This is a genomic window from Lysinibacillus sp. FSL K6-0075, from assembly GCF_038592945.1.
Taxonomy (GTDB): domain Bacteria; phylum Bacillota; class Bacilli; order Bacillales_A; family Planococcaceae; genus Lysinibacillus; species Lysinibacillus fusiformis_F.
Window position 1 is genome coordinate 4,839,413 of the sequence record NZ_CP151947.1, and the last position, 25,952, is coordinate 4,865,364.

A 25,952-nucleotide genomic window follows, 5' to 3' on the forward strand; every position below is an offset into this window, starting at 1 on the left:
AACTACCTCTTTGTTATAGAAAGAACACACAGGCAATCCAGCCAAACAGGATTAGTGGTATGTTAATGAAGATAAATGTCGGAACACAGGTATCCCAAATATGATGATGCTGGCCGTCTACATTTAGCCCAGCTGTTGGTCCTAATGTAGAATCGGATGCTGGCGAACCCGCATCTCCTAAAGCACCCGCTGTACCGATTAAGCATAGAATCGCTAAAGGACTCATGTCTAAACCTTGTGCTAACGGAACAAATAGCGTTGCAATGATAGGCACCGTTGCGAAAGATGAACCTATCCCCATCGTCACAACTAGTCCTATTACTAACATGATGAAGACAGCGAGACTTCTATTTCCTTTTAGTAAGGTGATCGAGCTTGTAATTAAGCTATCCACATCACCTGTTGCATTTATAACCGCTGCAAAACCATTTGCAGCAATCATAACAAAGCCAATAAAGGCCATCATCTTCATTCCTTCAGAAAGAATATCATCGGCTTCTTTCCATTTAAGTGCACCTGTAAAATACATAATCATAATACCTGCAAACGAACCCACAATCATTGAATCTGTTAACACTTGAGCGCATAGTGATACCACTAATGCAAGCGCCGTCGAAAATATCATAAATTTGCTGACATTTACATTTAAAGATTCCGTCTCCACTTCACTATGCTTATAATGCCTTGGCTTGCGGTATACAACAAAGGCGATTATCAATCCAATTAGCATTCCGAATACAGGAATCCCCATTGCTGCAGGTACATCACGTGAAGATACGGCCATTCCTGCTTCTGACACTTGTGTAGCAACGATATCTTGAAAGATTGCTCCAAAACCAGCAGGTACAAAACTATAAGTACCAATTAAACCTACTGCAATTAACGTTGCAATTATACGTCGATCGACTTCTAACATATTTAAAATCTTTAAAATGGGCGGAATTAATAATGGAATGAAGGCAATATGAATAGGAATGACATTTTGAGATAAAATAGACATCACAAAAATAAGGAAAAATATTAATACCTTCACTAGACCTTTTCTATTACTTTCACCATTTAAAATCTTTAACATCCCAGCTATCATTAATTCGGGTATTCCTGTTTTGGCTATTGCGATCGCAAAGCCCCCAAGTAGGCCATAACTTAATGCAATGGTTGCCCCTGCCCCTAATCCTTCTGTAAATGATTGAACGGTAGACTCAATACCCATCCCACTTGTAAGACCACCTACAAAGGCGCCTAAAACTAAGGAAAGAACGACATTGATGCGAAGTAAGCTTAATATTAACATAATGGCGACTGCCGCAATTACTGCATTCATTGTTACACTCTACTTTCATACACTAAATTACTAACATGTTAAACTTTATTATTCTGATAATTGAAAGTCAAGGCTTTTTGCAATTTCAATATTTTTGCACTAAAAAACAGTGTAATGTATAAACACCACACTGTTTTCGAATTTCTACTTATATAATATTACAACGATTCACGTACAACTTTTTTATAATAGCCTACCGAAAGAATCGCAAAAATCGTATATAAGGCTATATAACAGCACATTGCAATCCACAAGGGAGCTGTTAACTCTGTCCCGAATAAAAACCACCCTGACTTAACAGCAAAGTAGCTATGCAATAACCCAATAACTAATGGAACTCCGAAATTAAAGGCTTGCTTCATATAAATACCCTTCATGATATCTTTTTCGGCAAATCCAATCTTTCGGAGGATTGTATAGGAACCACGTTCTTCCTCTGCCTCAGACATTTGTTTAAAGTATAGAATACTACCTGTTGTCATTAAGAATGCTAATCCTAAAAATGCTGTTGTAAATATTGTAAGACCTAATGATTCAATATTGTCTTTACGTTTTCCTTCGTAGGATGATTGTGTATATTGCTGTGTTTTCCCCTTATCATCTACAGCCATAATAATGCCTGCATTTGATTGAATATATAATTTCTCTGCTGCTGCTATATCTTCATTCGATTTTAAAGTAATCGTCGTTTGATGATGCCAAGGATAAAGCGCTGCTTGCGTAGTTAAACTTTTAAACATATCATCTGTCACAACAAAGATAGGTCCCCCGCCCCCAGCCGTTACAATACCACTTATAACACTCTTATCATGAACATCAACGACATGAAATGTTTCTTCAAGTTCTCCTGCAGATACTACTAAATCATGATCTTTCTCTAACGGGAACATCTCAGCCATATAACCACCATAGTTTGTTAGGATAACCTCGTTGCCCGATAACTTGGCTTCTGGAACACTTTGCTGATAATCAGAAAGGGGAATGGTATAGATTGTCCCCTCCATCGTATATAAAGGGTTATCCTGCTGCTTTTTAGACATCAATTGACCTACAGAAGCAGTTACTCCCTGCAAACGATAGTCTATTTTATCATAGGCAATGTTATTTTCCTCTAACTCCTCTAAGAATGAATGCCCCTGCTCTTCAAGCAATATGAAATCACCAGGTACTTGGCTATATGCAGATGCCTCTGAGGAATAGTAGGCAATATAGGACAGCGTCGTCACACCTAGAGAAACGCCCGTTAACACGGTGATCAGCGTTAATGACTTTGCATTGCTCTTCATGCGGTGCATTATGGGTGTTAATGCTAATACATCTCGGATGGATAGATGCCCTTTTTTCTTTAGGCGAATAGTATTCATAATAAATGCTACAGAGAAACGAAAAACAAGGAATGTTCCACCTATTGTAGTAGCTAAAATAATAATCATATTAATAAATAAATTACCAGCAGATTCGATATCAAACAGCTTTGTAGACGCATAGTAGCCATAAACAATCAGTATAAGACCCATAAAGCCAATAACCATCTGTAATGCACTAAAACGTCTCACACGCTCATCTGCTTGTTTTGCTGCGCTAAATAGTGATAACAATGAAACGCGATGAATCATCCAGGCCATCTGTATAAGAACGATGATCAATAAAATAGCAAATACAATCATCGACTGCTGTAAAGCTTGTGTACTAAAGGTCATGGTTACAAGAGCCTCTTTTTCAAGTATACGTAGCAAAATCATGGCAAACACACGAGAGCTAAAGAAGCCAGCCAACATACCTATAATAACGGCTCCAACAAATAAGAGGATGTTTTCAATCGCTAATAAGCGCACGATTAGCCCCTTAGTCATACCAATCAATTGATACAAGCCTATTTCCTTACTTCGACGCTTCATAAATAAATGATTTGCATACAGAACGAAGAACAAAACGATAAAATAGAGAATATAAGTGGCTGCTTTAAATCCTGCCGCAGCCGTTCCACTCATTTGAACAGCAGCCCACACTTCAGAATTATTTTGCAATGTGACGAAAGAAAAATATAATGTAACACTAAAAATAAGTGCAAAGAAATACAGATAGTAGTGCTTCATATTTTTCTTCATACTTTGAAGCACTAGCTTACTAAGACTCATACCCGTCACCGCCTAGCACACTTTGTGTATGCATAATTTCTTGGAAAAAGGCCTGCCTTGTTTTATCGCCCTTATAAAGTTCACTATAGATAAGCCCATCCTTTAGAAATAAAACACGTGTACAGAAGCTTGCAGCTACAGCATCATGTGTAACCATCATAATTGTTGCCTCTTTTGTTTCATTAATATTTTGTAGATTTTGAAGAAGGGCTGTGGCTGATTTAGAATCTAATGCACCAGTGGGTTCGTCTGCAAATACCAATGATGGATTGGTAATAAGTGCACGTGCAGCAGAGGTACGCTGTTTTTGTCCACCTGATATTTCGTTGGGGTATTTATTTAAAATTTCCGTAATTCCAAGCAAAGCAGTGAGCTCCTTCACTCGACTTTCCGCAACAGCTTTCGGTAACTTACTGATAGCTAATGGCAGAAGGATATTTTCCTTTACTGTGAGGGTATCTAGTAAGTTATAGTCTTGAAATATGAATCCCAACTGCTCTCGTCGGAAGTTTGCTAAAGCTTTTTCTTTCATACCACGTAAACTGTGACCGTTTATCTCAATAACACCTTCTGTCGCAAAGTCAATTGAGCATAAGACATTTAAAAGCGTGGTTTTACCTGAACCAGAAGGGCCCATAATGCCTACAAATTCACCTTTATTCACTTCTAAATCAATACCCTTTAATACCTCTTGAGCCGTTGATTTTTTTCCATACACTTTCTTTATTTTACGACCAATTAAAACTGTCACTTGATAACACCCCTTTCTATAGTTCAAGTGTACCCTGACACATCTAATCATTCGTGCGTTTTACATGACAATATAAAAAGGTAGGTGACAATTTCGTCATCTACCTGTTAGTTTGACATATTCATTTTGTAAGGGAAAACGTAGTGTAAATAATGAGCCTTCTCCAACATTCGATTGAACATAAATACGAATACCGATTTTTCGAGCTACATTAGATGCCAAATAAAGACCCATACCTGTAGATTGTGAGGATTCTCTCCCTGCTGTTCCCGTATATGATTTTTGAAAAATTCGAGGTAAATCCTCTAAAGGAATACCTAAACCTACATCTTTTATATGTAATAATGTCGCACCTGTTGGGTCATGTTCAGTAAAAATTGTGACCTCAGAATTTGCTGGACTATACTTTATGGCATTCGAGAGAATTTGTCGAACAATAAACGCCAGCCACTTGCCATCAGTCAGAACTGTCTCTGTAAGCTCAGCGACTTCAAAGCCAATGCCTTTTTCAATACACCAAGCCTGCATACCCCTAATTTCTTTATAGACAATCGGTTTCAGCTCAACCTCATTTAAATAGTTGTCCTTTTCAATAGAGGCTAATCTTGTTTGATGTAGCTGTTGATCGACTAAAAGATGTAGTCTCAGCCATTCATTCTCTAATTTTCGACGCAATGATATATCCTCAACATGCTCTAACAATAAATTAATAGTTGTTAAAGGGGCCTTTACTTCATGAACCCAAGCCAACAACTCATCTGAATACTCTTGTAGCAGCACTTTAGCTTGATTTAACTCCATGTTCTTCTCATAAAAGACTCTTTCTATTTTTCGAAAACTTGCTTCCTGAAAAGGAGTTAAAACGAGTCGATTTTTATGTGCTTCATCAAGGTGGTAGCCGTCCATATTTCCCAGGAAATCTTTTAATTTCCCAACTTCAGTGACATAACGCCAGATAAAAAAGAGCGTAAAACTAACAAGCAAACTAATGTTTACATACCATATTGAAATACTATTTAAACCAACATCTAAAGAAAATAGTACATTTAGAAGTGTAAATATGAAAATGAAATAACCGATCCATGCAAAGCGTTCTCTTATAAATAATAATAGCATGTTTTTCACGTCCCCTGGCTGACTGCCATATATCCAAGTCCTTTTTTTGTTAGAATCACTTCGGGTAAACCAATATCCTCTAGTTTTGTACGTAATCGATTAACATTTACCGACAAAGTATTATCATTAACAAAACGTTCATCATCCCAAAGCTTTCTCATTAATTCGTCTCTTGAAACAATCTGATTAACCTGTTCTACTAAAATTCGTAAAATGAAAAGCTCATTTTTCGTTAAGGACGCAGTGACTCCATCAAACATAATCTCACTTCTTGTATAATCAATAACGGCACTATTAAAACGTGTAACGTCCATTTTCTCTTCAACATAGTCATAGGTTCTTCGTAAAATCGCCTGTGCTTTCGCAAGTAGCACTTCCATATGGAATGGCTTTTGTATAAAATCATCTGCTCCCATTTGCATAGCCATCACCATATCCATTGGATGGTCTCGAGAAGAGAGAAACAGGATGGGTACTTTGGATAAATGACGAATTTCTCGACACCAATGAAAGCCATCATAGGCAGGTAATTGAATATCAATCAGCACAAGATGTGGTTTCTCCTCTATAAAATCATCCATCACCTTTTGAAAGTTTTTTGGACCAACCACTTGTAATGACCATTGTGCAAAACGTTCTTGAATCATATTAAAAATTGATGGATCATCTTCAATGAGCAAGATTTTCATGTCCATATTCAATTCTCCTCTCCTTTATTTATCCTAGATGACATGCTAGCTATTATGTATACATACACTATTTAAAACCATTTAATATCCCTTATTTTAACACAAAAAACCAATCTGTAAGCGTCCCTACAGATTGGTTTGAAAATTAGCGAAAGCTAAAATTATTTTTGGATAGAAGCAACTACGCCAGCGCCTACAGTACGGCCACCCTCACGGATAGAGAATTTAGTACCTTCTTCAAGAGCGATTGGAGCGATAAGTTCAACTGTCATTTCGATGTTATCACCAGGCATTACCATTTCAACGCCTTCTGGTAAGTTACAGATACCTGTTACGTCAGTTGTACGGAAGTAGAACTGAGGACGGTAGTTAGAGAAGAATGGAGTATGACGGCCACCCTCTTCTTTTGATAAAACGTAAACTTCAGCTTTGAAGTTAGTGTGTGGAGTAATTGAACCTGGTTTAGCTAATACTTGACCACGTTGGATTTCTTCACGAGCAACACCACGTAGTAAAGCACCGATGTTGTCACCAGCTTCAGCATAGTCTAATAATTTACGGAACATTTCTACACCAGTTACAGTAGTAGATTTTGCTTCTTCAGCGATACCGATGATTTCAACTACGTCACCAACTTTAACTTGACCACGTTCAACACGGCCAGTTGCAACTGTACCACGACCAGTGATAGAGAATACGTCCTCTACTGGCATCATGAATGGTTTGTCAGTTTGACGTTCTGGAGTTGGGATGTAAGAATCTACAGCGTCCATTAATTCAACGATTTTTTCTTCCCATTCTGGTTCACCTTCAAGAGCTTTAAGAGCAGAACCTTTAATTACAGGAATATCGTCACCTGGGAAGTCATATTCAGATAGTAGATCACGGATTTCCATTTCTACTAATTCTAATAATTCTTCGTCATCAACCATATCACATTTGTTCATGAATACTACTAAGTATGGAACACCTACTTGACGAGATAAAAGGATGTGCTCACGAGTTTGTGGCATTGGGCCATCAGCAGCAGATACTACTAAGATACCGCCGTCCATTTGTGCAGCACCAGTGATCATGTTTTTAACATAGTCAGCGTGTCCTGGGCAGTCAACGTGTGCATAGTGACGAGTTTCTGTTTCATATTCTACGTGAGAAGTGTTGATTGTGATACCACGCTCTTTTTCTTCTGGAGCGTTATCGATGTCAGCGTATGATTTAGCTGTACCACCCATTTTTTTAGAAAGAACTGTAGCGATTGCAGCAGTTAAAGTAGTTTTACCATGGTCAACGTGTCCGATTGTACCAATGTTAGCATGCGTTTTAGAACGGTCAAATTTTTCTTTAGCCATTAGAGATTGCCTCCTCAAAATTATATGTTTTATTTTTGAAATTTATAGAATGAATGCCGACAGAGAACGGGCCCATCCCCTATCCTGCAATCATAGCTTACAAATTAGTTATACTTTATGCAAGATGAAAATTCAATTATTCACCTTTATTTTTTTTGATGATTTCAGCAGCAATTGATTTTGGTACTTCTTCATAATGATCGAATGTCATTGAGAATACACCACGACCTTGTGTTGCAGAACGAAGTGTTGTTGCATAACCAAACATTTCTGCTAAAGGAACCATTGCACGAACAACTTGTGAGTTACCACGAGCATCCATACCCTCAACGCGTCCGCGACGAGAAGTAATGTTACCCATAATATCGCCAAGGTATTCTTCTGGAATTACAACTTCTACTTTCATCATTGGTTCTAAGATAACAGCGTCACATAGTTTCGAAGCTTCTTTAAGAGCCATAGATGCAGCAATTTTGAACGCCATCTCATTCGAGTCAACGTCATGGTAAGAACCGAATACTAATTTCGCTTTAATGTCGATTAGAGGGTAACCAGCTACTACACCGCGGTCAAGAGAGTCACGAAGACCTGCTTCAACTGCAGGGATGTATTCACGAGGTATTACACCACCAACGATAGCGTTTTCGAATTCAAATCCTTTACCTTCTTCATTTGGAGAGAACTCAATCGTTACGTCTCCGTATTGTCCACGACCACCAGATTGGCGAGTGAATTTACCTTGAACTTTTGCAGAGCTACGGAATGTTTCACGGTAAGATACCATTGGAGCACCTACGTTAGCTTCTACTTTAAATTCACGGCGCATACGGTCAACTAAGATATCAAGGTGAAGTTCACCCATACCTGAGATGATTGTTTGTCCAGTTTCTGTGTCAGTATGAGCACGGAAAGTTGGATCCTCTTCTTGAAGTTTTTGTAAAGCTTGACCCATTTTATCTTGGTCAGCTTTTGATTTTGGTTCTACAGAAAGAGAAATTACTGGCTCAGGGAACTCCATTGATTCAAGAATAACTAGGTTCTTCTCGTCACAAAGAGTATCACCAGTAGTAGTGTCTTTAAGACCTACTGCTGCTGCGATATCCCCAGCAAATACTTTTGAAATCTCTTCACGAGAGTTAGCGTGCATTTGTAGGATACGACCTACACGCTCACGTTTACCTTTAGAAGAGTTTTGCACGTATGAACCTGAATCTAATGTTCCAGAGTACACACGGAAGAAAGTTAATTTACCTACGAATGGGTCAGTCATAACTTTGAATGCAAGAGCTGAGAATGGCTCTTCATCAGAAGATTTACGTTCTAACTCTTCGTCACCATCTACTGAAGTACCTTTGATTGCTGGTACATCAACTGGAGATGGTAAGTAATCGATAACAGCATTTAACATTGGACGTACGCCTTTGTGTTTGAATGCTGTACCACAGATTACTGGGTAGAATTCTACTGCGATTGTAGCACGACGGATTGCCGCTTTAAGTTCCGCAACAGTAATTTCTTCGCCTTCTAAATATTTTTCCATGATTTCTTCATCAACACTTGCAACAGCATCGATTAGTTTTTCACGGTATTCTTCAGCTTGTTCGCGGTATTCTTCAGGAATTTCTCCTTCAGTTACTGCTGTACCTTTTTCGTCGCCATAGAAAGTAGCTTTCATCTCAACTAGGTCGATGATTGCAGAGAACTGATCTTCAGCTCCGATAGGTAATTGGATAGGGTGAGCGTTTGCTTGTAAACGATCATGTAGAGTTCCTACAGAATATAAGAAATCTGCTCCTGTTTTATCCATTTTATTAATGAATACAATACGTGGAACACCATAAGTTGTAGCTTGACGCCATACAGTTTCAGTTTGAGGCTCAACACCAGATTGAGCATCTAATACTGTAACAGCACCGTCAAGTACGCGTAATGAACGTTCAACTTCTACAGTGAAGTCTACGTGTCCAGGAGTATCAATGATGTTTACACGGTGGCCTGCCCATTGGGCTGTTGTTGCAGCAGAAGTGATTGTAATACCACGTTCTTGCTCTTGCTCCATCCAGTCCATTTGAGAAGCGCCTTCATGAGTTTCACCGATTTTGTGAATCTTACCAGTGTAATAAAGGATACGCTCAGTTGTTGTTGTTTTACCAGCATCAATGTGAGCCATGATCCCAATATTACGAGTATTCTCAAGTGAGAATTCGCGTTTCATAGGAAATTTCTCCTTCCATATTGGGGTAAAGACTGTATAAGAGACCTTGTGTTAGCCTGTTAGCTAACACATAGGCTAAATTACCAACGGTAGTGAGCGAATGCTTTGTTCGCTTCTGCCATTTTGTGCATGTCTTCACGTTTCTTAACTGATGCACCAGTGTTGTTAGAAGCATCAAGAATTTCGTTAGCTAAACGTTCTTCCATAGTTTTTTCACCACGAAGACGAGAGTAGTTAACTAGGTAACGAAGACCTAAAGTTGTACGACGTTCTGGACGTACTTCAACCGGTACTTGGTAGTTAGAACCACCAACACGGCGAGCGCGAACTTCAAGAACTGGCATTACGTTATTTAGAGCAGCTTCGAATACTTCAATTGGATTTTCACCAGAACGTTCTTTAACAAGTTCGAACGCACCGTATAAAATCTTTTGAGAAGTACCTCTTTTACCATCAACCATCATTTTATTGATTAAACGAGTTACTAGTTTTGAACTATAAATTGGATCTGGTAACACGTCACGTTTGGAAACAGGACCTTTACGAGGCATGTGTTTTCCTCCTTTCGAATAGTTATCGATTATTTTATAAAGTTGGCCTTATCGTATTTGTCGATCAAATATCAAATCTGCTAGCAAGATTCGATATTTGTGACAATTAGTATGAGGCTCGGTATTAAATAACGTTATCTAACGTTAAATTATTTTTTTTCTTTAGGGCGTTTTGTTCCGTATTTAGAACGTGATTGTAAACGACCGTTTACACCAGCTGTATCAAGAGCTCCACGTACGATATGGTAACGAACACCCGCTAAGTCTTTTACGCGTCCGCCACGGATAAGAACAACACTGTGCTCTTGTAAGTTGTGGCCTTCACCTGGGATATAAGCTGTAACCTCAATTTGGTTAGTTAAACGTACACGAGCGTATTTACGTAACGCTGAGTTCGGTTTACGAGGTGTCATTGTACCAACACGAGTACAAACACCGCGTTTTTGTGGTGATTTAACATCAGTTAAAGATTTTTTAAATGAGTTATATCCTTTGTTTAACGCTGGTGATTTTGATTTCGTGATTTTAGATTGACGAGGCTTACGTACTAATTGGTTAATTGTAGGCATCGATATTTCCTCCCTTCATTTATTCCTTGTTAATACCACACATCCAGGTGGTTCATTTTTTGGGTAAAAACAAAGTCTTTGTGTTTAATACACAAAAACTACTCTACAGTAATTGCAACTACCGCAGCTCCAACATGGATTCCACAGGCCTTGCCCAGTTCCTTTTTTGACTCAACAAGAATAACTGGTATACCGATTTCTCTCGCGAAAGATATGGCCGAATCGGTTACCCAATTGTCTGCATCAAGTGCCACAAGAAGTTCTTTCACTGAACCGGCTTGCATTGCTTTTACTGCTTGCTTTGTACCTATGATTGTTTGACTAGCCCTTACTCTATCATAAGACATTTTCATATCCTCCGAAGTACAGACAGTTAACTATCAACCTTCAATATATTATCATTACTCATTTACACTGTCAACTAATATCTTTAAAAAGTCCGAAGAGACGGTGGAATTCCATCTCTTCGGTCCTATTTTAATGTCTATTCAGCAGAAACGCCTTCTGTGTCAAGCTCATCTTTTTCGATGCGGATTTGACGGTAACGTTGCATACCAGTACCTGCCGGAACAAGTTTACCGATAATTACGTTCTCTTTTAATCCAAGAAGCTCATCACGTTTACCTTTAATTGCTGCATCTGTTAATACACGTGTTGTTTCTTGGAACGATGCTGCAGATAAGAATGATTCTGTTTCAAGAGAAGCTTTTGTAATACCCAGGATAACAGGACGACAAGTTGCAGGATTTTTGCCACTCATGACAGCATCTGCGTTTGCCTCTGCAAATTGGTGGATATCTAGTAATGAACCTGGTAATAAATCTGTATCTCCAGCTTCAATTACACGTACTTTACGAAGCATTTGGCGGACCATTACCTCGATATGTTTATCACCAATTTCTACCCCTTGCATACGGTATACTTTTTGAACTTCTTTTAATAAATATTCTTGAACAGTTGAAACGTCTTTGACTTTTAACAATTGTTTTGGATCGATAGAACCCTCTGTTAAAACTTGACCACGTTCTACATTATCACCTTCGATAACTTTTAAACGTGCATTATAAGGTGCTTGATATTTACGAGTTTCTACGTCACCTTGAATAGTAATTTCTTTTAAGCCTTCACGAATTTCTGTGATATCTGAAACAGTACCTTCGATTTCTGAAATAACAGATTGACCTTTTGGATTACGTGCTTCAAAGATCTCTTGGATACGTGGAAGACCTTGTGTAATATCATCTCCGGCAACCCCACCTGTATGGAATGTACGCATTGTTAATTGTGTACCTGGTTCACCAATTGATTGAGCCGCAATAATACCAACAGCTTCCCCAACTTCAACCTTTTCACCTGTTGCCAAGTTCATGCCGTAACATTTTTTACATACGCCATGCTTTGTATTACATGTAAATGCTGAACGGATTGTCACTTCTTCAATACCAGTCTCGATAATTACACGAGCGATATCTTGGTCGATTAAACCGTCTTTTGCAAGAATAACTTCACCAGTTTCAGGGTGGAAGATTGTTTTCTTCGTATGACGACCAACAATACGTTCATCTAGAGCCTCGATTAGTTCTGTGCCTTCCATTAATGCACCAATCGTTAAGCCACGGTCAGTACCACAGTCATCTTCACGGACAATAACATCCTGTGCAACGTCAACAAGACGACGCGTTAAGTAACCTGAATCGGCAGTTTTTAGAGCTGTATCGGCAAGACCTTTACGAGCACCGTGAGTTGAGATGAAGTACTCTAATACTGTTAAACCTTCACGGAATGAAGATTTGATTGGAAGTTCGATGATACGACCAGCCGGGTTGGCCATCAGACCACGCATACCAGCTAACTGAGTAAAGTTAGATGCGTTACCACGGGCACCTGAATCAGACATCATGAAAATTGGGTTTGTTTTCTCAAGTGACTTCATCAGTTTCGCTTGAATTTCATCTTTTGCAGCACTCCAGCTTGAGATTACACGATCATAGCGCTCATCCTCTGTAATGAAACCACGACGGAATTGTGCTTGAACTTTATCTACTTTCTCTTGAGCTTCTGCTAAAATTTCACCTTTATCAGGTAATACCACGATATCAGATACACCTACAGTAATACCCGCACGTGTTGAATATTTGAAACCTAGGTTTTTCATACGGTCAAGCATTTTAGATGTTTCAGTAATGTGGAAACGTTTAAATACTTCAGCAATGATATTTCCTAGGAATTTCTTACGGAATGGATTTACAACAGGGACTGATGCAAAGTATTTGCGCAATACAGCTGTACGTTGTGCATCAATTTTCCCTTTTTCATCTAAGTTATTATAAGCACTATCTGATTCAAGCTCTTTTAGTGTTTCTTCATCAATTGTTAACTTAGCGAAGTATTTTTCAGGTGTTACTTGCTCTAAGTTGAAATCAGTTGGCTCATTAATATAAGGGAATGATTTTGGCAAGATTTCATTAAAGATTACTTTACCAACAGTTGTTAGTAAGAACATATTATTTTGTTCTTCCGTGAATGTTGGATTATTTAATGAACTTGCTTTAATCGCGATACGTGTATGCAAGTGTACATGACCTGTATCATATGCAATTAAAACTTCGTTTGGACCATAGAAAACAGTACCCTCACCGCGTGCGTCTTCACGTTCAAGAGTTAAGTAGTAGTTCCCTAATACCATATCTTGAGAAGGTGTAACAACAGGTTTACCGTCTTTTGGATTCAGGATGTTTTGTGCAGCAAGCATTAGAAGACGAGCTTCTGCTTGAGCTTCTGCTGATAATGGTACGTGAACCGCCATTTGGTCACCATCGAAGTCAGCGTTGTAGGCTGTACATACTAATGGATGAAGACGGATAGCACGACCTTCAACTAGTGTTGGTTCAAATGCTTGAATACCAAGACGGTGAAGCGTTGGTGCACGGTTTAATAATACTGGGTGCTCACGGATAACATCTTCTAAAACGTCCCATACGTCGTTGTTTAAACGTTCGATTTTACGTTTAGCAGATTTAATGTTATGAGCAAGACCACGTTCTACTAATTCTTTCATAACGAATGGCTTAAATAACTCGATAGCCATTTCTTTTGGTAAACCACATTGGTACATTTTTAAGTTTGGACCTACTACGATAACGGAACGACCAGAATAGTCAACACGTTTACCAAGTAGATTTTGACGGAAACGACCTTGTTTACCTTTCAACATATGTGAAAGTGATTTTAATGGTCGGTTACCAGGACCTGTTACAGGACGTCCGCGACGACCATTATCGATTAATGCATCAACAGCTTCTTGTAACATACGTTTTTCGTTTTGTACGATGATGCTTGGAGCACCTAAATCTAATAAACGTTTTAAACGGTTATTACGATTAATTACACGACGGTATAAATCGTTTAAATCTGAAGTCGCGAAACGACCACCATCTAATTGCACCATTGGACGAAGCTCTGGTGGAATAACAGGTAGCACATCCAGAATCATCCATTCAGGTGAGTTTCCTGAGTTACGGAAAGATTCAACAACTTCTAGACGTTTAATGGCACGAGTACGTCTTTGACCTTGAGCAGACTTTAACTCTTCTTTTAAAGATTGTGTTTCATCTTCTAGGTCAATTTTGCCTAATAATTTTTTGATTGCTTCTGCACCCATTGATGCTTCGAATGTGTTTCCGAATTTTTCACGGTATGCACGGTATTCTTTTTCAGAAAGTAATTGTTTACTTTCTAAATTAGTAGCACCTGCATCAATCACAACGTATGAAGCGAAATAAATAACTTCTTCAAGGGCACGAGGTGACATATCTAAAATTAGACCCATACGGCTAGGAATACCTTTGAAGTACCAGATATGAGAAACTGGTGCTGCTAATTCGATATGTCCCATACGTTCACGACGAACTTTAGCGCGTGTTACTTCAACACCACAGCGGTCACAAACGACGCCTTTATAGCGTACACGTTTATATTTACCACAATGACATTCCCAATCCTTAGTTGGACCAAAGATACGTTCACAGAATAAACCATCTTTTTCTGGTTTTAATGTACGGTAGTTAATTGTTTCAGGCTTTTTAACCTCACCATATGACCAAGAACGAATCTTGTCAGGGGATGCTAAACCGATTTTCATATATTCAAATTCATTAACGTCTATCAAGGAGCCTACCTCCCTCTAGTATAGGTCTTTATAAAGACTCTTTTACGCAGCTCGATAATCGCTTGCAAAGAATTGTTTCTTTGGCAAAGGATTAGAAATAGAATGATTTATTAAAAGAAAAAGCCAGGCAGGGCGTTAAATCCTGCCCGGCTAATTTGAAAAATAAGTTTGACCTTATTCACGATTGTGAATTTGGGTTTCCATTATTCAAAAGACTCTACTGGCTCTTCTTCTGTATCTGGCTGTGGTGCAATGTTAAGTGCATCAGCTGGTTGAAGATCTTCTTCTTCGTCTAAATCGCGAAGCTCTACTTCTTCATCATTAACTGTTAACATCTTAACATCCATACCAAGAGATTGAAGTTCTTTAATCAATACTTTGAATGACTCAGGAACACCTGGCTCTGGTACACTTTCACCTTTAACGATGGCTTCATATGTTTTCACACGACCAACAACGTCATCGGATTTAACCGTTAGGATTTCTTGAAGTGTATATGCAGCACCGTATGCTTCAAGTGCCCATACCTCCATCTCACCAAAACGTTGTCCACCAAATTGCGCTTTACCACCAAGTGGTTGTTGCGTAACAAGTGAGTAAGGGCCAGTTGAACGCGCGTGAAGTTTATCATCAACCATGTGAGCAAGTTTGATCATGTACATGATCCCAACAGATACACGGTTATCAAATGGTTCACCAGAACGTCCATCATACAGGATTGTTTTACCATCACGGTTCATCCCTGCTTCTTCCATTGTTTCCCAAACGTCTTCTTCATTAGCTCCATCAAATACTGGTGTTGCCATATGAACGCCTAGGTAGCGAGAAGCCATACCTAAGTGTAACTCTAAAACTTGTCCGATATTCATACGAGAAGGTACACCAAGTGGATTTAACATGATATCAACAGGCGTGCCATCTGGCATGAACGGCATATCTTCTTCCGGTAAGATACGAGAGATAACCCCTTTGTTACCATGACGTCCGGCCATTTTGTCCCCAACACGTATTTTACGTTTTTGAACAATGTAAGCACGAACTAATTGGTTAACACCTGGTGGTAATTCATCGCCATCTTCACGGTTAAATACTTTCACATCAAGAATGATACCGCCAGCACCATGTGGTACACGTAATGATGTATCACGAACCTCACGAGCCTTTTCACCGAAGATTGCATGTAATAAACGCTCTTCAGCAGTTAATTCTGTAACCCCTTTAGGTGTTACTTTCCCTACAAGAATATCACCGTCACGTACTTCCGCACCAATGCGGATGATTCCACGTTCGTCTAGGTTACGAAGTGCATCTTCCCCAACGTTAGGAATATCACGAGTGATTTCTTCAGGCCCAAGCTTTGTATCACGAGACTCTGATTCATATTCTTCAATATGAACAGATGTATAGACATCGTCTTTTACAAGGCGCTCACTCATAATAACAGCATCCTCATAGTTAAAACCGTTCCAAGTCATGAATGCAACCAATACGTTACGTCCAAGAGCTAGTTCGCCTTTTTCCATTGATGGACCATCTGCTAATATATCACGAGGCTTCACACGTTCGCCAACTTTTACAAGTGGACGTTGGTTATATGAAGTACCTTGGTTTGAACGAATGAACTTTTGTAATTTATATTTTGTTAAATCGCCTTTAACCTCTTTGCCGTCTACAACTTCAATGCGGCGAACATGGATAGAACGAGCTTCAACATGCTCAACAATACCATCATACTTCGCTACTACAGCTGCACCTGAATCACGCGCATCAACATGTTCCATACCAGTACCAACGAATGGTGCTTCTGGGTTAAGAAGTGGAACTGCTTGACGTTGCATGTTGGCACCCATAAGTGCACGGTTCGAGTCATCGTTTTCTAAGAACGGGATACATGCAGTCGCTGCAGAGACAACTTGTTTAGGCGATACATCCATGTAGTCCATTTGCGCTTTATTGAATACAGTGTTATCCCCACGGAAACGACCTACAACTTCATCATTAGCAAAAGTACCATCTGGATTTAACGATGAATTTGCTTGTGCTACATAGTAGTTATCTTCTTCATCAGCTGTTAAATAATCAATTTGTTCAGTCACTCGACCTGTTTCGTGATCAATACGACGATAAGGTGTCTCAATGAAACCAAATTTATTTACTTTGGCAAATGAAGATAATGAGTTGATTAAACCAATGTTTGGACCCTCTGGTGTCTCGATTGGACACATACGACCATAGTGAGAGTAGTGAACGTCACGTACTTCGAAACCAGCACGTTCACGCGTTAAACCACCAGGACCTAATGCAGATAAACGACGTTTATGCGTTAACTCTGCTAATGGGTTTGTTTGGTCCATGAATTGTGATAATTGAGAGCTTCCGAAAAACTCTTTAATTGACGCAATCACTGGACGGATATTGATTAATTGTTGTGGTACGATTGCAGCTGTGTCGTTAATTGACATACGCTCACGTACTACACGTTCCATACGAGACAAACCAATACGGAATTGGTTTTGTAGTAACTCACCAACAGAACGTAGGCGACGGTTACCTAAATGGTCAATATCATCTGTTGCTCCTACTTGGTAAAGTAAGTTGAAGAAATAACTTACTGAAGATAAAACATCAGCAGGAGTAATATTCTTCACTTCTTCATCAATGTACGCATTACCAATGATATTAATTTCTTTTTGCGCTTCATCTTTTGGAGCATAAATCTTAATAGATTGGATGGTTACATCATCTTCAAGCACTCCACCGACTTGTGATAAAGTGCGGTAACCAATACCTTTTGATGAATCTTCTAGGTAAGGTAGGATTTTATCTAAAGTACGACGATCTAGTACAGTACCTTTTTCTACTAAAATTTCGCCTGTTTCTGGATCTACAAGCGTTTCAGCAATCGTTTGATTGAATAAACGATTTTTAATGTGAAGCTTTTTATTCATTTTGTAGCGACCAACATTCGCTAAATCATAACGTTTTGCATCGAAGAAACGAGAGTATAATAAACTTTTCGCACTTTCTACTGTTGGTGGCTCACCTGGACGTAAACGTTCGTAGATTTCTAAAAGTGCTTTTTCTGTACTTTCAGAGTTATCTTTTTCTAACGTATTACGTAAATACTCGTTATCACCGATAATATCGATAATTTCTTGGTCTGAACCGAAACCTAACGCACGTAGTAACACTGTTACTGGTAGCTTACGAGTACGATCAATTCGCACATAAACTACGTCTTTGGCATCAGTTTCATACTCTAGCCAAGCACCGCGGTTCGGAATTACTGTAGCTCCAAAACCTTTTTTACCGTTTTTATCAGTTTTATCATGGAAATACACACTTGGTGAACGAACTAATTGTGAAACGATAACACGTTCAGCACCGTTGATAATGAACGTACCTGTTTCTGTCATTAACGGGAAATCACCCATGAAGACATCTTGTTCTTTCACTTCGTCTGTTTCTTTGTTGTAAAGACGTACTTTCACACGTAATGGAGCTGCGTAAGTAACATCTCGCTCTTTACATTCATCAACATCATATTTAGGATCACCTAATGAATAATCGATGAATTCTAATGAAAGATTACCTGTAAAGTCCTCGATCGGCGAAATGTCACGGAACATTTCACGTAAACCTTCTTCAAGGAACCACTCGTAAGACGCCGTTTGAATCTCAATCAGATTTGGAAGCTCAAGCACCTCTTTAATACGCGCAAAGCTTCTACGCTGGCGGTGTTGTCCGTACTGAACTAGTTGACCTGTCAACTCATTCACCCCTCAATAAAGCGATATTAGGTCTTTGCAAATTCATACAAATAGTGTATGATTTCGAAAGACAAAAAGAAAACGAGTCTTCAAAAAGATCTCATTTTCGGTTAACTAAACTTATCTTGGCAAGTATACCCATATTAAAACATTTCTATACAAAAAGGGCATACGACCTCAAAATAATATTTTTGCATTGTATCATATTATCATAGCCGATTTGTCAAGTCAATAAATTATACATATTTCATTTATTTTTTTGCGCGTACTATCCAGTACCCTTTTTTCTTTTCTACAATATCGACTTCTGAAAACTTTTCTTCCAAGTAACTTACTGTCGATGGCGCTCCTTGTTTCTTCTGAATGACTATCCAAAGCTCACCCGAAGACACTAGCCGATCGTAAGCTCCATCGTAAAAGCGGAAAATCGTTTCCTTCCCCGCACGAATTGGTGGATTCGTTAAGATAGCTGCTGCTTCTACATCTTTATCAACCATCGATAGGCCGTCACTCACAAATATTCGCACATTTTGAACACCGTTCACTTGCGCATTTTTTTGCGAAAGCGCAACTGCACGTTCATTTATATCCATCATAAAAACGGTACGATCTGGATTAGTTTTGGCAATCGATAACCCTATCGGCCCATATCCACAACCTACATCAAAAATCGCACCATCAATATCAGGCATTTGAAAAGCGTCTATTAAAACACGGGATCCAAAATCTACTTCGCTTTTACTAAATACACCTGCATCCGTTTCAAATGAAAACGTATGCCCTAGTAACTTGAATGTCCAGTGACGTGGTTTACTTTCAGTTTGAGGCTTACTTGTATAATAGTGATCTGACATTTTCACGCCTCCTCAGAATGAAGAAAAAAGCTCGCCAAAATGACGAGCTTTCCTTTTGTTAAAAAGTAACGCGAGATTACTTAACTTCTACAGATGCGCCAACTTCTTCAAGTTTAACTTTGATTGCTTCAGCTTCATCTTTAGAAACGCCTTCTTTAAGAGCTTTAGGAGCGTTATCTACTACTTCTTTAGCTTCTTTAAGACCTAAACCAGTGATTTCACGAACCACTTTGATTACTTTGATTTTTTCTGCACCAGCAGATGCTAATACTACGTCAAATTCTGTTTTTTCTTCAGCTGCAGCAGCACCGCCAGCAACTACTGCTACTGGAGCAGCAGCTGTTACACCGAATTCTTCTTCGATAGCTTTTACTAAATCGTTTAATTCAAGAACTGTCATAGCTTTGATAGCTTCTAAGATTTGCTCTTTATTCATTATAATTTCCTCCTAATTGGATAATGTTTTATTTTTTGCGGTCATGCCGCAGAAGTTTTAGTGCGTATTAAATTACGCGCCTTGTTCTTCTTTTTGTTCTGCAACAGCTTTTGTTGCAAGTGCGAAGTTACGCACTGGAGCTTGAAGTACAGATAAAAGCATAGAAAGTAGACCTTCGCGTGATGGAAGTTCTGCAAGTGCTTTAACATCTTCAACAGAAGAGATAGTACCTTCAATAATACCCGCTTTAATTTCTAAAGCTTCGTTTTTCTTAGCGAACTCATTGATGATTTTAGCAGGAGCTACAACATCTTCATTTGAGAACGCAATTGCGTTAGGACCAACTAATACTTCGTTGATTCCTTCAAGGCCAGCAGCTTCAGCAGCACGACGAGTTAAAGTGTTTTTGTAAACTTTGAACTCAACGCCAGCTTCACGAAGTTGTTTACGAAGCTCAGTTACTTGTGCAACATTAAGACCACGGTAATCCACAACTACTACAGAAGCAGCGCCTTGGAATTTTTCAGTAATCTCTTGAACTTGTACTTGTTTGTTTTCGATTGCTTTGCTCATGATGACACCTCCTATTAGAATGGGTCATTTATACCGACAAAAGAAAAGCCTCCGAGTCAAATAGACACAGAGGCTGAAAGTCATCATCTTTAAATAAGAATCTGAATTCCGATGTCCTCGGTAGGAACATTAAGTGACAAGTCACTCCTACTGTCTACGGTACAAATGGATAATTCACAACAGCAACTATATTATCACGTATAGCCACTATCGTCAATACATATATATAAATTATTTTACTACTACGTTAGAAGCGTCAACTTTAATAGCTGGACCCATTGTAGTTGTAATATTTACAGATTTCATGTAAGTACCTTTAGCTGCAGCAGGTTTTGCTTTTTGCACTACGTCAAAAACAGCTAAGAAGTTTTCTACTAATTTTTCTGCTGAGAAAGAAACTTTACCGATAGGAGCGTGGATAATACCAGCTTTATCAGCACGGTATTCTACTTTACCAGCTTTGATTTCTTCGATAGCTTTTGTTACATCAAAAGTAACTGTACCAGTTTTAGGGTTTGGCATTAAACCTTTAGGTCCTAATACACGACCAAGTTTACCAACTTCGCCCATCATGTCAGGAGTTGCTACGATTACATCAAAGTCAAACCAACCTTGTTGGATTTTTTGGATGTATTCTGCATCGCCTACATAGTCAGCACCAGCTGCTTCAGCTTCTTTAAGTTTTTCACCTTTTGCGAATACTAATACGCGTTGAGTTTTACCAGTACCGTTTGGTAGCACTACTGCACCACGGATTTGTTGGTCGTTTTTACGAGTATCAATACCTAAACGGAAAGCAACTTCTACAGTAGCGTCGAAGTTTACTGTGCTAGTTTTTTGAGCAAGTTCGATTGCTTCTTGTGCATTGTATAGTGAGTTACGATCAATTAACTTTACTGCATCTTGCAGTTTTTTACCTTTTTTAGCCATTATATATTTCCTCCTTGATTGTGGTTATAGCGGATTTTACCTCCCACGAATAAAGGTTGCGTGTTCACAAAGAAACTTCGCAACCTTCCAAAAAACAAAACATCAAGTAAATGGGATTAGTCTTCGATAACAATACCCATGCTTCGTGCAGTACCTTCAACCATTAACATAGCAGCTTCCACTGAAGCAGCGTTAAGGTCTGGCATTTTAGTTTCAGCGATTTCGCGAACTTTATCACGTTTAACCGTTGCCACTTTTTTACGGTTTGGTTCACCAGATCCAGATTGGATACCAGCTGCTACTTTAAGTAGAACTGCTGCAGGTGGAGTTTTTGTAATGAAAGTGAAAGAACGATCTTCGAATACTGAAATTTCAACTGGAATAATAAGACCAGCTTGATCAGCAGTACGCGCATTGAATTCTTTACAGAATCCCATGATGTTCACACCCGCTTGACCTAATGCAGGACCAACCGGTGGAGCTGGGTTAGCTTTACCAGCAGGGATTTGAAGTTTTACAACTTTAATAACTTTTTTAGCCACGAGACACACCTCCTTAAGTCCGTGATGTGGTAATTGGGTTGCCCCTCCCACTCAATATCTGTCTGTCAGCTAATTGCCGATAACATTAAAATTATCATTACAGACGTCAAACAAAAGTATGACAGTCTGACCTATGAAATGATACCACTTTTAATTTTTTTAAGCAAGTAGTAATTAACAAAATCTGCGAAACATCTACCAATCAGCATGTAACATTCTATTGTTAGAACTATAACTTTTGAACTTGTTCGAAATCTAGTTCCATAATTGTTTCGCGTCCAAACATATCAACCGTCACTTTTATTTTGCCTTTTTCTGTGTCAATTTCTTCAACACGCCCTTGGAAATGAGCAAACGGCCCTTCTAATACTTCCACTGCTTCACCAACAGTAATATCCACTTCTACAACTTTATCAGTCATACCCATTTGTTGCAGTAGACGATCCGCTTCTTCTGGTAATAAAGGTGTTGGTTTTGCTCCTCCACCAGACGAACCGATAAAGCCCGTAACACCAGGCGTATTTCGAACTACATACCAAGAGTCATCTGTCATGATTAACTCTACTAACACATAACCAGGGAAAACTTTACGCATCATTGTACGTTTTTTCCCATCTTTCATTTCTGTTTCTTCATGCTCAGGAACAATCACACGGAAGATTTTATCTTGCATTCCCATTGTTTCTACACGTTTCTCTAGGTTTGCTTTTACACGGTTTTCATACCCTGAATACGTATGAACAACATACCAATTTTTCTCCATAACTACTAGGACTTCTCGTCCGTCCCTCCCTTACAAATAAAAGTGAAAATGAATCGCGATAAGCTCAATGCATTTTTACTCTTTTCACAAACATCTCATTAGAAAAATATAGCTTTCGCTAATTGCTTGCGAAAGCTCGATGATATATACCGAAACTAGCATAGTCATCTATCGCTACTATCATACTCTCCTAGTAGTATTTATCATAATGAGGAGATTTACTGCTCTGCTCTTCACTCCACCCACTTCATCGATCCATTAGATGGCGTTTTCTGCTGAATGAAGATAAAACAAACGAAAAAACCCGTTATTGCAATGGACGGGCTATTTCAAAAATATGCTATTTACTAAATTATAAATCTAAGTACCAGCGGAATAATGATGAAATACCTAAGTCAACTAACACAAAAAATAAAGCCATAATGACAACAGTTGAAATTACAACGACTGTATATTTCGTCAGTTCTTTACTTTTCGGCCAGCTTGTTTTGCGCATTTCCGACATTACATCGCTGAAAAAGCCTTTGATCTTGCCCATTCTAGCTTAACCTCCGAATCAATCAAATCTGTCTATTTACATATCATTTTATAGCGTTTGTTTATGCATTGTATGTTCATTGCAATGCGAGCAAAATTTCTTTAATTCGAGACGTACAGTTGAGCCTTCTTTAGCTGGGAACGTGTAATTTCTCGAACCACATTTCTCGCAATTTAGCACGACTTTTTTTGCCATATAATCACCTTTTTCGGCACTTTGTCTTTTTAAGACTAACACCTATATTTGTCAATGTCAATAAAGGCCTATACGGACTAAGACATTTCCTCAAGCACTAAATGACGTTCTAATTTGCGCTTTACCCGCTGCAATGCATTATCAATAGATTTCACATGACGATTTAATTTAGCGGAAATTTCATGATAAGACTGACCGTCTAGATATAAGGCTAAAACTTGTAGCTCTAATTCACTTAAAATCTCACTCATCTTTTCTTCTAAATATCCAAACTCTTCTCTATGAATCATCAATTCTTCTGGATCATCCATAATAGCACCTGTTAGCACATCCATAAGCGTTCGGTCTGACTCTTCGTCGAATATAGGCTTGTCCAAAGAGATATAGGAATTTAGAGGTATATGCTTTTGCCTAGTTGCTGTTTTAATAGCCGTGATAATCTGCCTTGTAATACATAGCTCTGCAAAAGCCCTGAAAGATGCAAGCTTATCTCCTTTAAAATCACGAATCGCTTTATATAAGCCTATCATGCCTTCCTGCACAATGTCTTCCTTATCTGCTCCAATTAAGAAATAGGATCTTGCCTTCGCTCTTACTAACAAACGGTATTTCGTAATTAAATAATCCAACGCATCTGTATTACCTTGATGCACCATTTCAATAAGCTCTTCATCATTGAATCGTTCAAAATCTTGTGTCACTTGTACAATGCTATTTTTAAACATGGTATCACCTCAGCCACAACAGATAATTAGAATCAGTATAACGGAATTGGAAAATATGCGTCAATCAATCATTTCATCCCTCGTCGCCATTTTTCAAAGGCGAGCGCAACATCTGGCTTTAATTCTATACGAGAAGGTGGCTTACTTTCTTGTTTTCGCTTCACATCATGCGTAATTTTATGTTGGATAATACTTGTATCAATTTCTAGCTCTCTAGCCGATTTCCTTAGAGCACCATTCCCAAATATAACACTTTGCTCTGCCATATCAGAGGTTGCTACATGAATTTGTACATTTCTAGCCTTTAATTCATGCGTCATTTTTTCAATACGTTCATCTGCTGTTTCATTTTTTCGTGTATAAATGACTTCTACATCATTTTCTATATAAGATTGCTCTACTCCTGGTACAAGGTGTGCGTCAAAAACAATAATTACGCGCCAACCCATTGCCGCTTTATATTCAGCCATGAGTTCTATCAACCTTCTTCGCGCATCTTCAAAATTCGTATCACGCAATGGCCGCAGCTCTTTCCAAGATCCAATCATATTATAGCCATCAACAAGCAAAATGTTTTTCATTGTTATTCAATCGCTTCTTGACGTTTACGATACACTTCGTACATTAAAAGAGCCGCTGCTACTGATGCGTTCAGTGATGTGACATGCCCAACCATTGGTAGGTGATATAAAAAATCGCATTTTTCTTTTAATAAACGACCCATTCCCTTGCCCTCGCTACCAATAATGATGGCTAATGGTAATGTTGCATCCATCTTTCGATAATCTGCAGATCCCTTCGCATCTGTACCCGCAATCCATACACCGCGTTCTTTTAATTCATCGATTGTTTGAGCAAGATTGTTTACACGTACAACGGGAACATGTTCAATCGCACCTGTAGATGCCTTTGCCACTACTGCTGTTAAACTCACTGATCGACGCTTAGGAATAATTATACCATGTGCTCCTATAGCATCAGCCGTTCTCATAATAGACCCTAGATTATGAGGGTCCTCTAACTCATCTAGGATTAAGAAAAAGGGATCTTCCTGTTTATTAGCTGCTGCTGCAAATAAGTCCTCAAGTTCAGCATACTCATATGCGGCAACAGAAGCAACGATTCCTTGGTGATTGGCACTTGATAATTGATCAACTTTCTTTTTTGGGACAAATTGAACTATAACACCACGTTCTCGGGCTAAATCTAGCAGTTCATTGACACCCGATTTTTTTACTCCTTCTGCAATCCATACTTTATTCATATCGCGGCCTGAACGAAGTGCTTCTAACACTGGGTTTTTACCGGCAATAATTTCACCATTTTGTTCTGCCATTATTTAGACACTCCTTTTGATTCCTCGATTATTTGAATAGCATATGCAATGATTTCGTAGACGCGTTCTAGTTCATTTAATAAATATAAACTACCAAGCACCGCCTCAAAGCCTGAGCTATTACGATAGGTTTGGACATCAGTATTTTTTGGTACAGAGCCGGATTTGGCATTGCGTCCACGGCGGAACACAGCCAATTCCTCCTCTGTTAAATAATTTCCATCCATCATGCGATGAACGATCATAGATTGCGCTTTTGCTGATACGTAGCGAGTTGCCTCTCGATGAAGTGTATTAGGTTTAACACGACCAGAGCGTAACAAATATTCTCGGATTTTTTGTTCCAATACAGCATCACCCATATAGGCTAACGCCAGCGCATTTAATTGTTTAACATCTTCATTGCGAAGTTTATCCAAC

General features: G+C 38.8%; 24 protein-coding genes and 1 other annotated feature. All 24 genes read right to left on the reverse strand.

Going from position 1 to position 25,952, the window contains the following annotated elements; translation table 11 throughout:
- Positions 1–13 precede the first annotated feature (13 nt).
- Positions 14–1,324, reverse strand: a complete 1,311-nt coding sequence (locus tag MHB65_RS24395) for a Na+/H+ antiporter NhaC family protein (RefSeq protein WP_342442023.1) — start codon at positions 1,322–1,324, stop codon at positions 14–16.
- 158 nt (positions 1,325–1,482) lie between these two features.
- Positions 1,483–3,462: an ABC transporter permease gene (locus MHB65_RS24400; protein WP_342442024.1), complete on the reverse strand. Its 1,980-nt coding sequence runs from the start codon at positions 3,460–3,462 to the stop codon at positions 1,483–1,485.
- Entirely contained in the window at positions 3,452–4,213 is a 762-nt protein-coding gene (locus tag MHB65_RS24405; RefSeq protein WP_342442025.1) for an ABC transporter ATP-binding protein, read from the reverse strand. The genes MHB65_RS24400 and MHB65_RS24405 overlap by 11 nt, the downstream gene beginning before the upstream one ends.
- A 96-nt stretch (positions 4,214–4,309) precedes the next feature.
- On the reverse strand, positions 4,310–5,329 hold the full coding sequence (locus MHB65_RS24410) for a sensor histidine kinase (protein WP_342442026.1): 1,020 nt from the start codon (positions 5,327–5,329) through the stop codon (positions 4,310–4,312).
- A gap of 5 nt (positions 5,330–5,334) precedes the next feature.
- Positions 5,335–6,024 carry a response regulator transcription factor gene (locus MHB65_RS24415; RefSeq protein WP_342442027.1) on the reverse strand — a complete coding sequence of 230 codons (690 nt, stop codon included), beginning with the start codon at positions 6,022–6,024 and terminating at the stop codon, positions 5,335–5,337.
- 155 nt (positions 6,025–6,179) lie between these two features.
- Positions 6,180–7,367, reverse strand: a complete 1,188-nt coding sequence (gene tuf, locus MHB65_RS24420; RefSeq protein ID WP_004233614.1) for an elongation factor Tu — start codon at positions 7,365–7,367, stop codon at positions 6,180–6,182.
- Between the two features lie 136 nt (positions 7,368–7,503).
- Positions 7,504–9,582, reverse strand: coding sequence for an elongation factor G (gene fusA, locus MHB65_RS24425; RefSeq protein WP_205446165.1), 2,079 nt, complete (start codon positions 9,580–9,582; stop codon positions 7,504–7,506).
- An 80-nt stretch (positions 9,583–9,662) separates the two neighbouring features.
- Complete coding sequence (rpsG, locus tag MHB65_RS24430; RefSeq protein WP_155593039.1) at positions 9,663–10,133, reverse strand: 30S ribosomal protein S7; 471 nt, start codon at positions 10,131–10,133, stop codon at positions 9,663–9,665.
- A gap of 149 nt (positions 10,134–10,282) precedes the next feature.
- The gene (gene rpsL / locus MHB65_RS24435) at positions 10,283–10,702 is read right to left on the reverse strand and encodes a 30S ribosomal protein S12 (protein ID WP_010860613.1); all 420 of its coding nucleotides are present in this window, start codon (positions 10,700–10,702) and stop codon (positions 10,283–10,285) included.
- Between the two features lie 98 nt (positions 10,703–10,800).
- Positions 10,801–11,049, reverse strand: a complete 249-nt coding sequence (locus MHB65_RS24440) for a ribosomal L7Ae/L30e/S12e/Gadd45 family protein (RefSeq protein ID WP_205446166.1) — start codon at positions 11,047–11,049, stop codon at positions 10,801–10,803.
- A 137-nt stretch (positions 11,050–11,186) separates the two neighbouring features.
- Positions 11,187–14,870 carry a DNA-directed RNA polymerase subunit beta' gene (rpoC, locus tag MHB65_RS24445; RefSeq protein ID WP_205446167.1) on the reverse strand — a complete coding sequence of 1,228 codons (3,684 nt, stop codon included), beginning with the start codon at positions 14,868–14,870 and terminating at the stop codon, positions 11,187–11,189.
- A 203-nt stretch (positions 14,871–15,073) separates the two neighbouring features.
- Positions 15,074–18,649, reverse strand: coding sequence for a DNA-directed RNA polymerase subunit beta (gene rpoB / locus MHB65_RS24450; RefSeq protein ID WP_205446168.1), 3,576 nt, complete (start codon positions 18,647–18,649; stop codon positions 15,074–15,076).
- A gap of 242 nt (positions 18,650–18,891) precedes the next feature.
- A complete protein-coding gene (locus MHB65_RS24455) occupies positions 18,892–19,494 on the reverse strand; it encodes a class I SAM-dependent methyltransferase (protein WP_205446169.1) in 603 nt (200 codons plus the stop codon).
- A 76-nt stretch (positions 19,495–19,570) separates the two neighbouring features.
- The gene (gene rplL / locus MHB65_RS24460) at positions 19,571–19,930 is read right to left on the reverse strand and encodes a 50S ribosomal protein L7/L12 (RefSeq protein WP_205446170.1); all 360 of its coding nucleotides are present in this window, start codon (positions 19,928–19,930) and stop codon (positions 19,571–19,573) included.
- A 72-nt stretch (positions 19,931–20,002) separates the two neighbouring features.
- Entirely contained in the window at positions 20,003–20,503 is a 501-nt protein-coding gene (gene rplJ, locus MHB65_RS24465; protein ID WP_103119000.1) for a 50S ribosomal protein L10, read from the reverse strand.
- 32 nt (positions 20,504–20,535) lie between these two features.
- Positions 20,536–20,681: a sequence feature (ribosomal protein L10 leader region), on the reverse strand.
- Between the two features lie 53 nt (positions 20,682–20,734).
- On the reverse strand, positions 20,735–21,433 hold the full coding sequence (gene rplA / locus MHB65_RS24470) for a 50S ribosomal protein L1 (RefSeq protein WP_205446171.1): 699 nt from the start codon (positions 21,431–21,433) through the stop codon (positions 20,735–20,737).
- Positions 21,434–21,549: 116 nt separating this feature from the next.
- Complete coding sequence (gene rplK / locus MHB65_RS24475; protein WP_004233593.1) at positions 21,550–21,975, reverse strand: 50S ribosomal protein L11; 426 nt, start codon at positions 21,973–21,975, stop codon at positions 21,550–21,552.
- 229 nt (positions 21,976–22,204) lie between these two features.
- Positions 22,205–22,738, reverse strand: a complete 534-nt coding sequence (nusG, locus tag MHB65_RS24480; protein ID WP_004233590.1) for a transcription termination/antitermination protein NusG — start codon at positions 22,736–22,738, stop codon at positions 22,205–22,207.
- A gap of 352 nt (positions 22,739–23,090) precedes the next feature.
- The gene (secE, locus tag MHB65_RS24485; RefSeq protein ID WP_205446172.1) at positions 23,091–23,276 is read right to left on the reverse strand and encodes a preprotein translocase subunit SecE; all 186 of its coding nucleotides are present in this window, start codon (positions 23,274–23,276) and stop codon (positions 23,091–23,093) included.
- Positions 23,277–23,324: 48 nt separating this feature from the next.
- Positions 23,325–23,471 carry a 50S ribosomal protein L33 gene (gene rpmG / locus MHB65_RS24490; RefSeq protein WP_004233588.1) on the reverse strand — a complete coding sequence of 49 codons (147 nt, stop codon included), beginning with the start codon at positions 23,469–23,471 and terminating at the stop codon, positions 23,325–23,327.
- A 77-nt stretch (positions 23,472–23,548) separates the two neighbouring features.
- Positions 23,549–24,196, reverse strand: a complete 648-nt coding sequence (sigH, locus tag MHB65_RS24495) for an RNA polymerase sporulation sigma factor SigH (RefSeq protein WP_004233587.1) — start codon at positions 24,194–24,196, stop codon at positions 23,549–23,551.
- 68 nt (positions 24,197–24,264) lie between these two features.
- Complete coding sequence (locus MHB65_RS24500; protein ID WP_205446173.1) at positions 24,265–24,777, reverse strand: NYN domain-containing protein; 513 nt, start codon at positions 24,775–24,777, stop codon at positions 24,265–24,267.
- Between the two features lie 2 nt (positions 24,778–24,779).
- On the reverse strand, positions 24,780–25,532 hold the full coding sequence (rlmB, locus tag MHB65_RS24505) for a 23S rRNA (guanosine(2251)-2'-O)-methyltransferase RlmB (protein ID WP_342442028.1): 753 nt from the start codon (positions 25,530–25,532) through the stop codon (positions 24,780–24,782).
- The gene (locus tag MHB65_RS24510) at positions 25,532–25,951 is read right to left on the reverse strand and encodes a Mini-ribonuclease 3 (protein ID WP_342442029.1); all 420 of its coding nucleotides are present in this window, start codon (positions 25,949–25,951) and stop codon (positions 25,532–25,534) included. Before MHB65_RS24510 ends, rlmB begins: the two co-directional genes overlap by 1 nt.
- Position 25,952: the final 1 nt, after the last annotated feature.

What these genes read in the sequence shown, in the direction of transcription:
- MHB65_RS24395 (WP_342442023.1), bottom strand. Translation starts at nt 1,324, where the DNA reads ATGAATGCAGTAATTGCGGCAGTCGCCATTATGTTAATATTAAGCTTA.
- MHB65_RS24400 (WP_342442024.1), bottom strand. Translation starts at nt 3,462, where the DNA reads ATGAGTCTTAGTAAGCTAGTGCTTCAAAGTATGAAGAAAAATATGAAG.
- MHB65_RS24410 (WP_342442026.1), bottom strand. Translation starts at nt 5,329, where the DNA reads ATGCTATTATTATTTATAAGAGAACGCTTTGCATGGATCGGTTATTTC.
- MHB65_RS24415 (WP_342442027.1), bottom strand. Translation starts at nt 6,024, where the DNA reads ATGGACATGAAAATCTTGCTCATTGAAGATGATCCATCAATTTTTAAT.
- tuf (WP_004233614.1), bottom strand. Translation starts at nt 7,367, where the DNA reads ATGGCTAAAGAAAAATTTGACCGTTCTAAAACGCATGCTAACATTGGT.
- fusA (WP_205446165.1), bottom strand. Translation starts at nt 9,582, where the DNA reads ATGAAACGCGAATTCTCACTTGAGAATACTCGTAATATTGGGATCATG.
- rpsG (WP_155593039.1), bottom strand. Translation starts at nt 10,133, where the DNA reads ATGCCTCGTAAAGGTCCTGTTTCCAAACGTGACGTGTTACCAGATCCA.
- rpsL (WP_010860613.1), bottom strand. Translation starts at nt 10,702, where the DNA reads ATGCCTACAATTAACCAATTAGTACGTAAGCCTCGTCAATCTAAAATC.
- MHB65_RS24440 (WP_205446166.1), bottom strand. Translation starts at nt 11,049, where the DNA reads ATGTCTTATGATAGAGTAAGGGCTAGTCAAACAATCATAGGTACAAAG.
- MHB65_RS24455 (WP_205446169.1), bottom strand. Translation starts at nt 19,494, where the DNA reads ATGTCAGATCACTATTATACAAGTAAGCCTCAAACTGAAAGTAAACCA.
- rplL (WP_205446170.1), bottom strand. Translation starts at nt 19,930, where the DNA reads ATGAATAAAGAGCAAATCTTAGAAGCTATCAAAGCTATGACAGTTCTT.
- rplJ (WP_103119000.1), bottom strand. Translation starts at nt 20,503, where the DNA reads ATGAGCAAAGCAATCGAAAACAAACAAGTACAAGTTCAAGAGATTACT.
- rplA (WP_205446171.1), bottom strand. Translation starts at nt 21,433, where the DNA reads ATGGCTAAAAAAGGTAAAAAACTGCAAGATGCAGTAAAGTTAATTGAT.
- nusG (WP_004233590.1), bottom strand. Translation starts at nt 22,738, where the DNA reads ATGGAGAAAAATTGGTATGTTGTTCATACGTATTCAGGGTATGAAAAC.
- secE (WP_205446172.1), bottom strand. Translation starts at nt 23,276, where the DNA reads ATGGGCAAGATCAAAGGCTTTTTCAGCGATGTAATGTCGGAAATGCGC.
- rpmG (WP_004233588.1), bottom strand. Translation starts at nt 23,471, where the DNA reads ATGGCAAAAAAAGTCGTGCTAAATTGCGAGAAATGTGGTTCGAGAAAT.
- sigH (WP_004233587.1), bottom strand. Translation starts at nt 24,196, where the DNA reads ATGTTTAAAAATAGCATTGTACAAGTGACACAAGATTTTGAACGATTC.
- MHB65_RS24500 (WP_205446173.1), bottom strand. Translation starts at nt 24,777, where the DNA reads ATGAAAAACATTTTGCTTGTTGATGGCTATAATATGATTGGATCTTGG.
- rlmB (WP_342442028.1), bottom strand. Translation starts at nt 25,532, where the DNA reads ATGGCAGAACAAAATGGTGAAATTATTGCCGGTAAAAACCCAGTGTTA.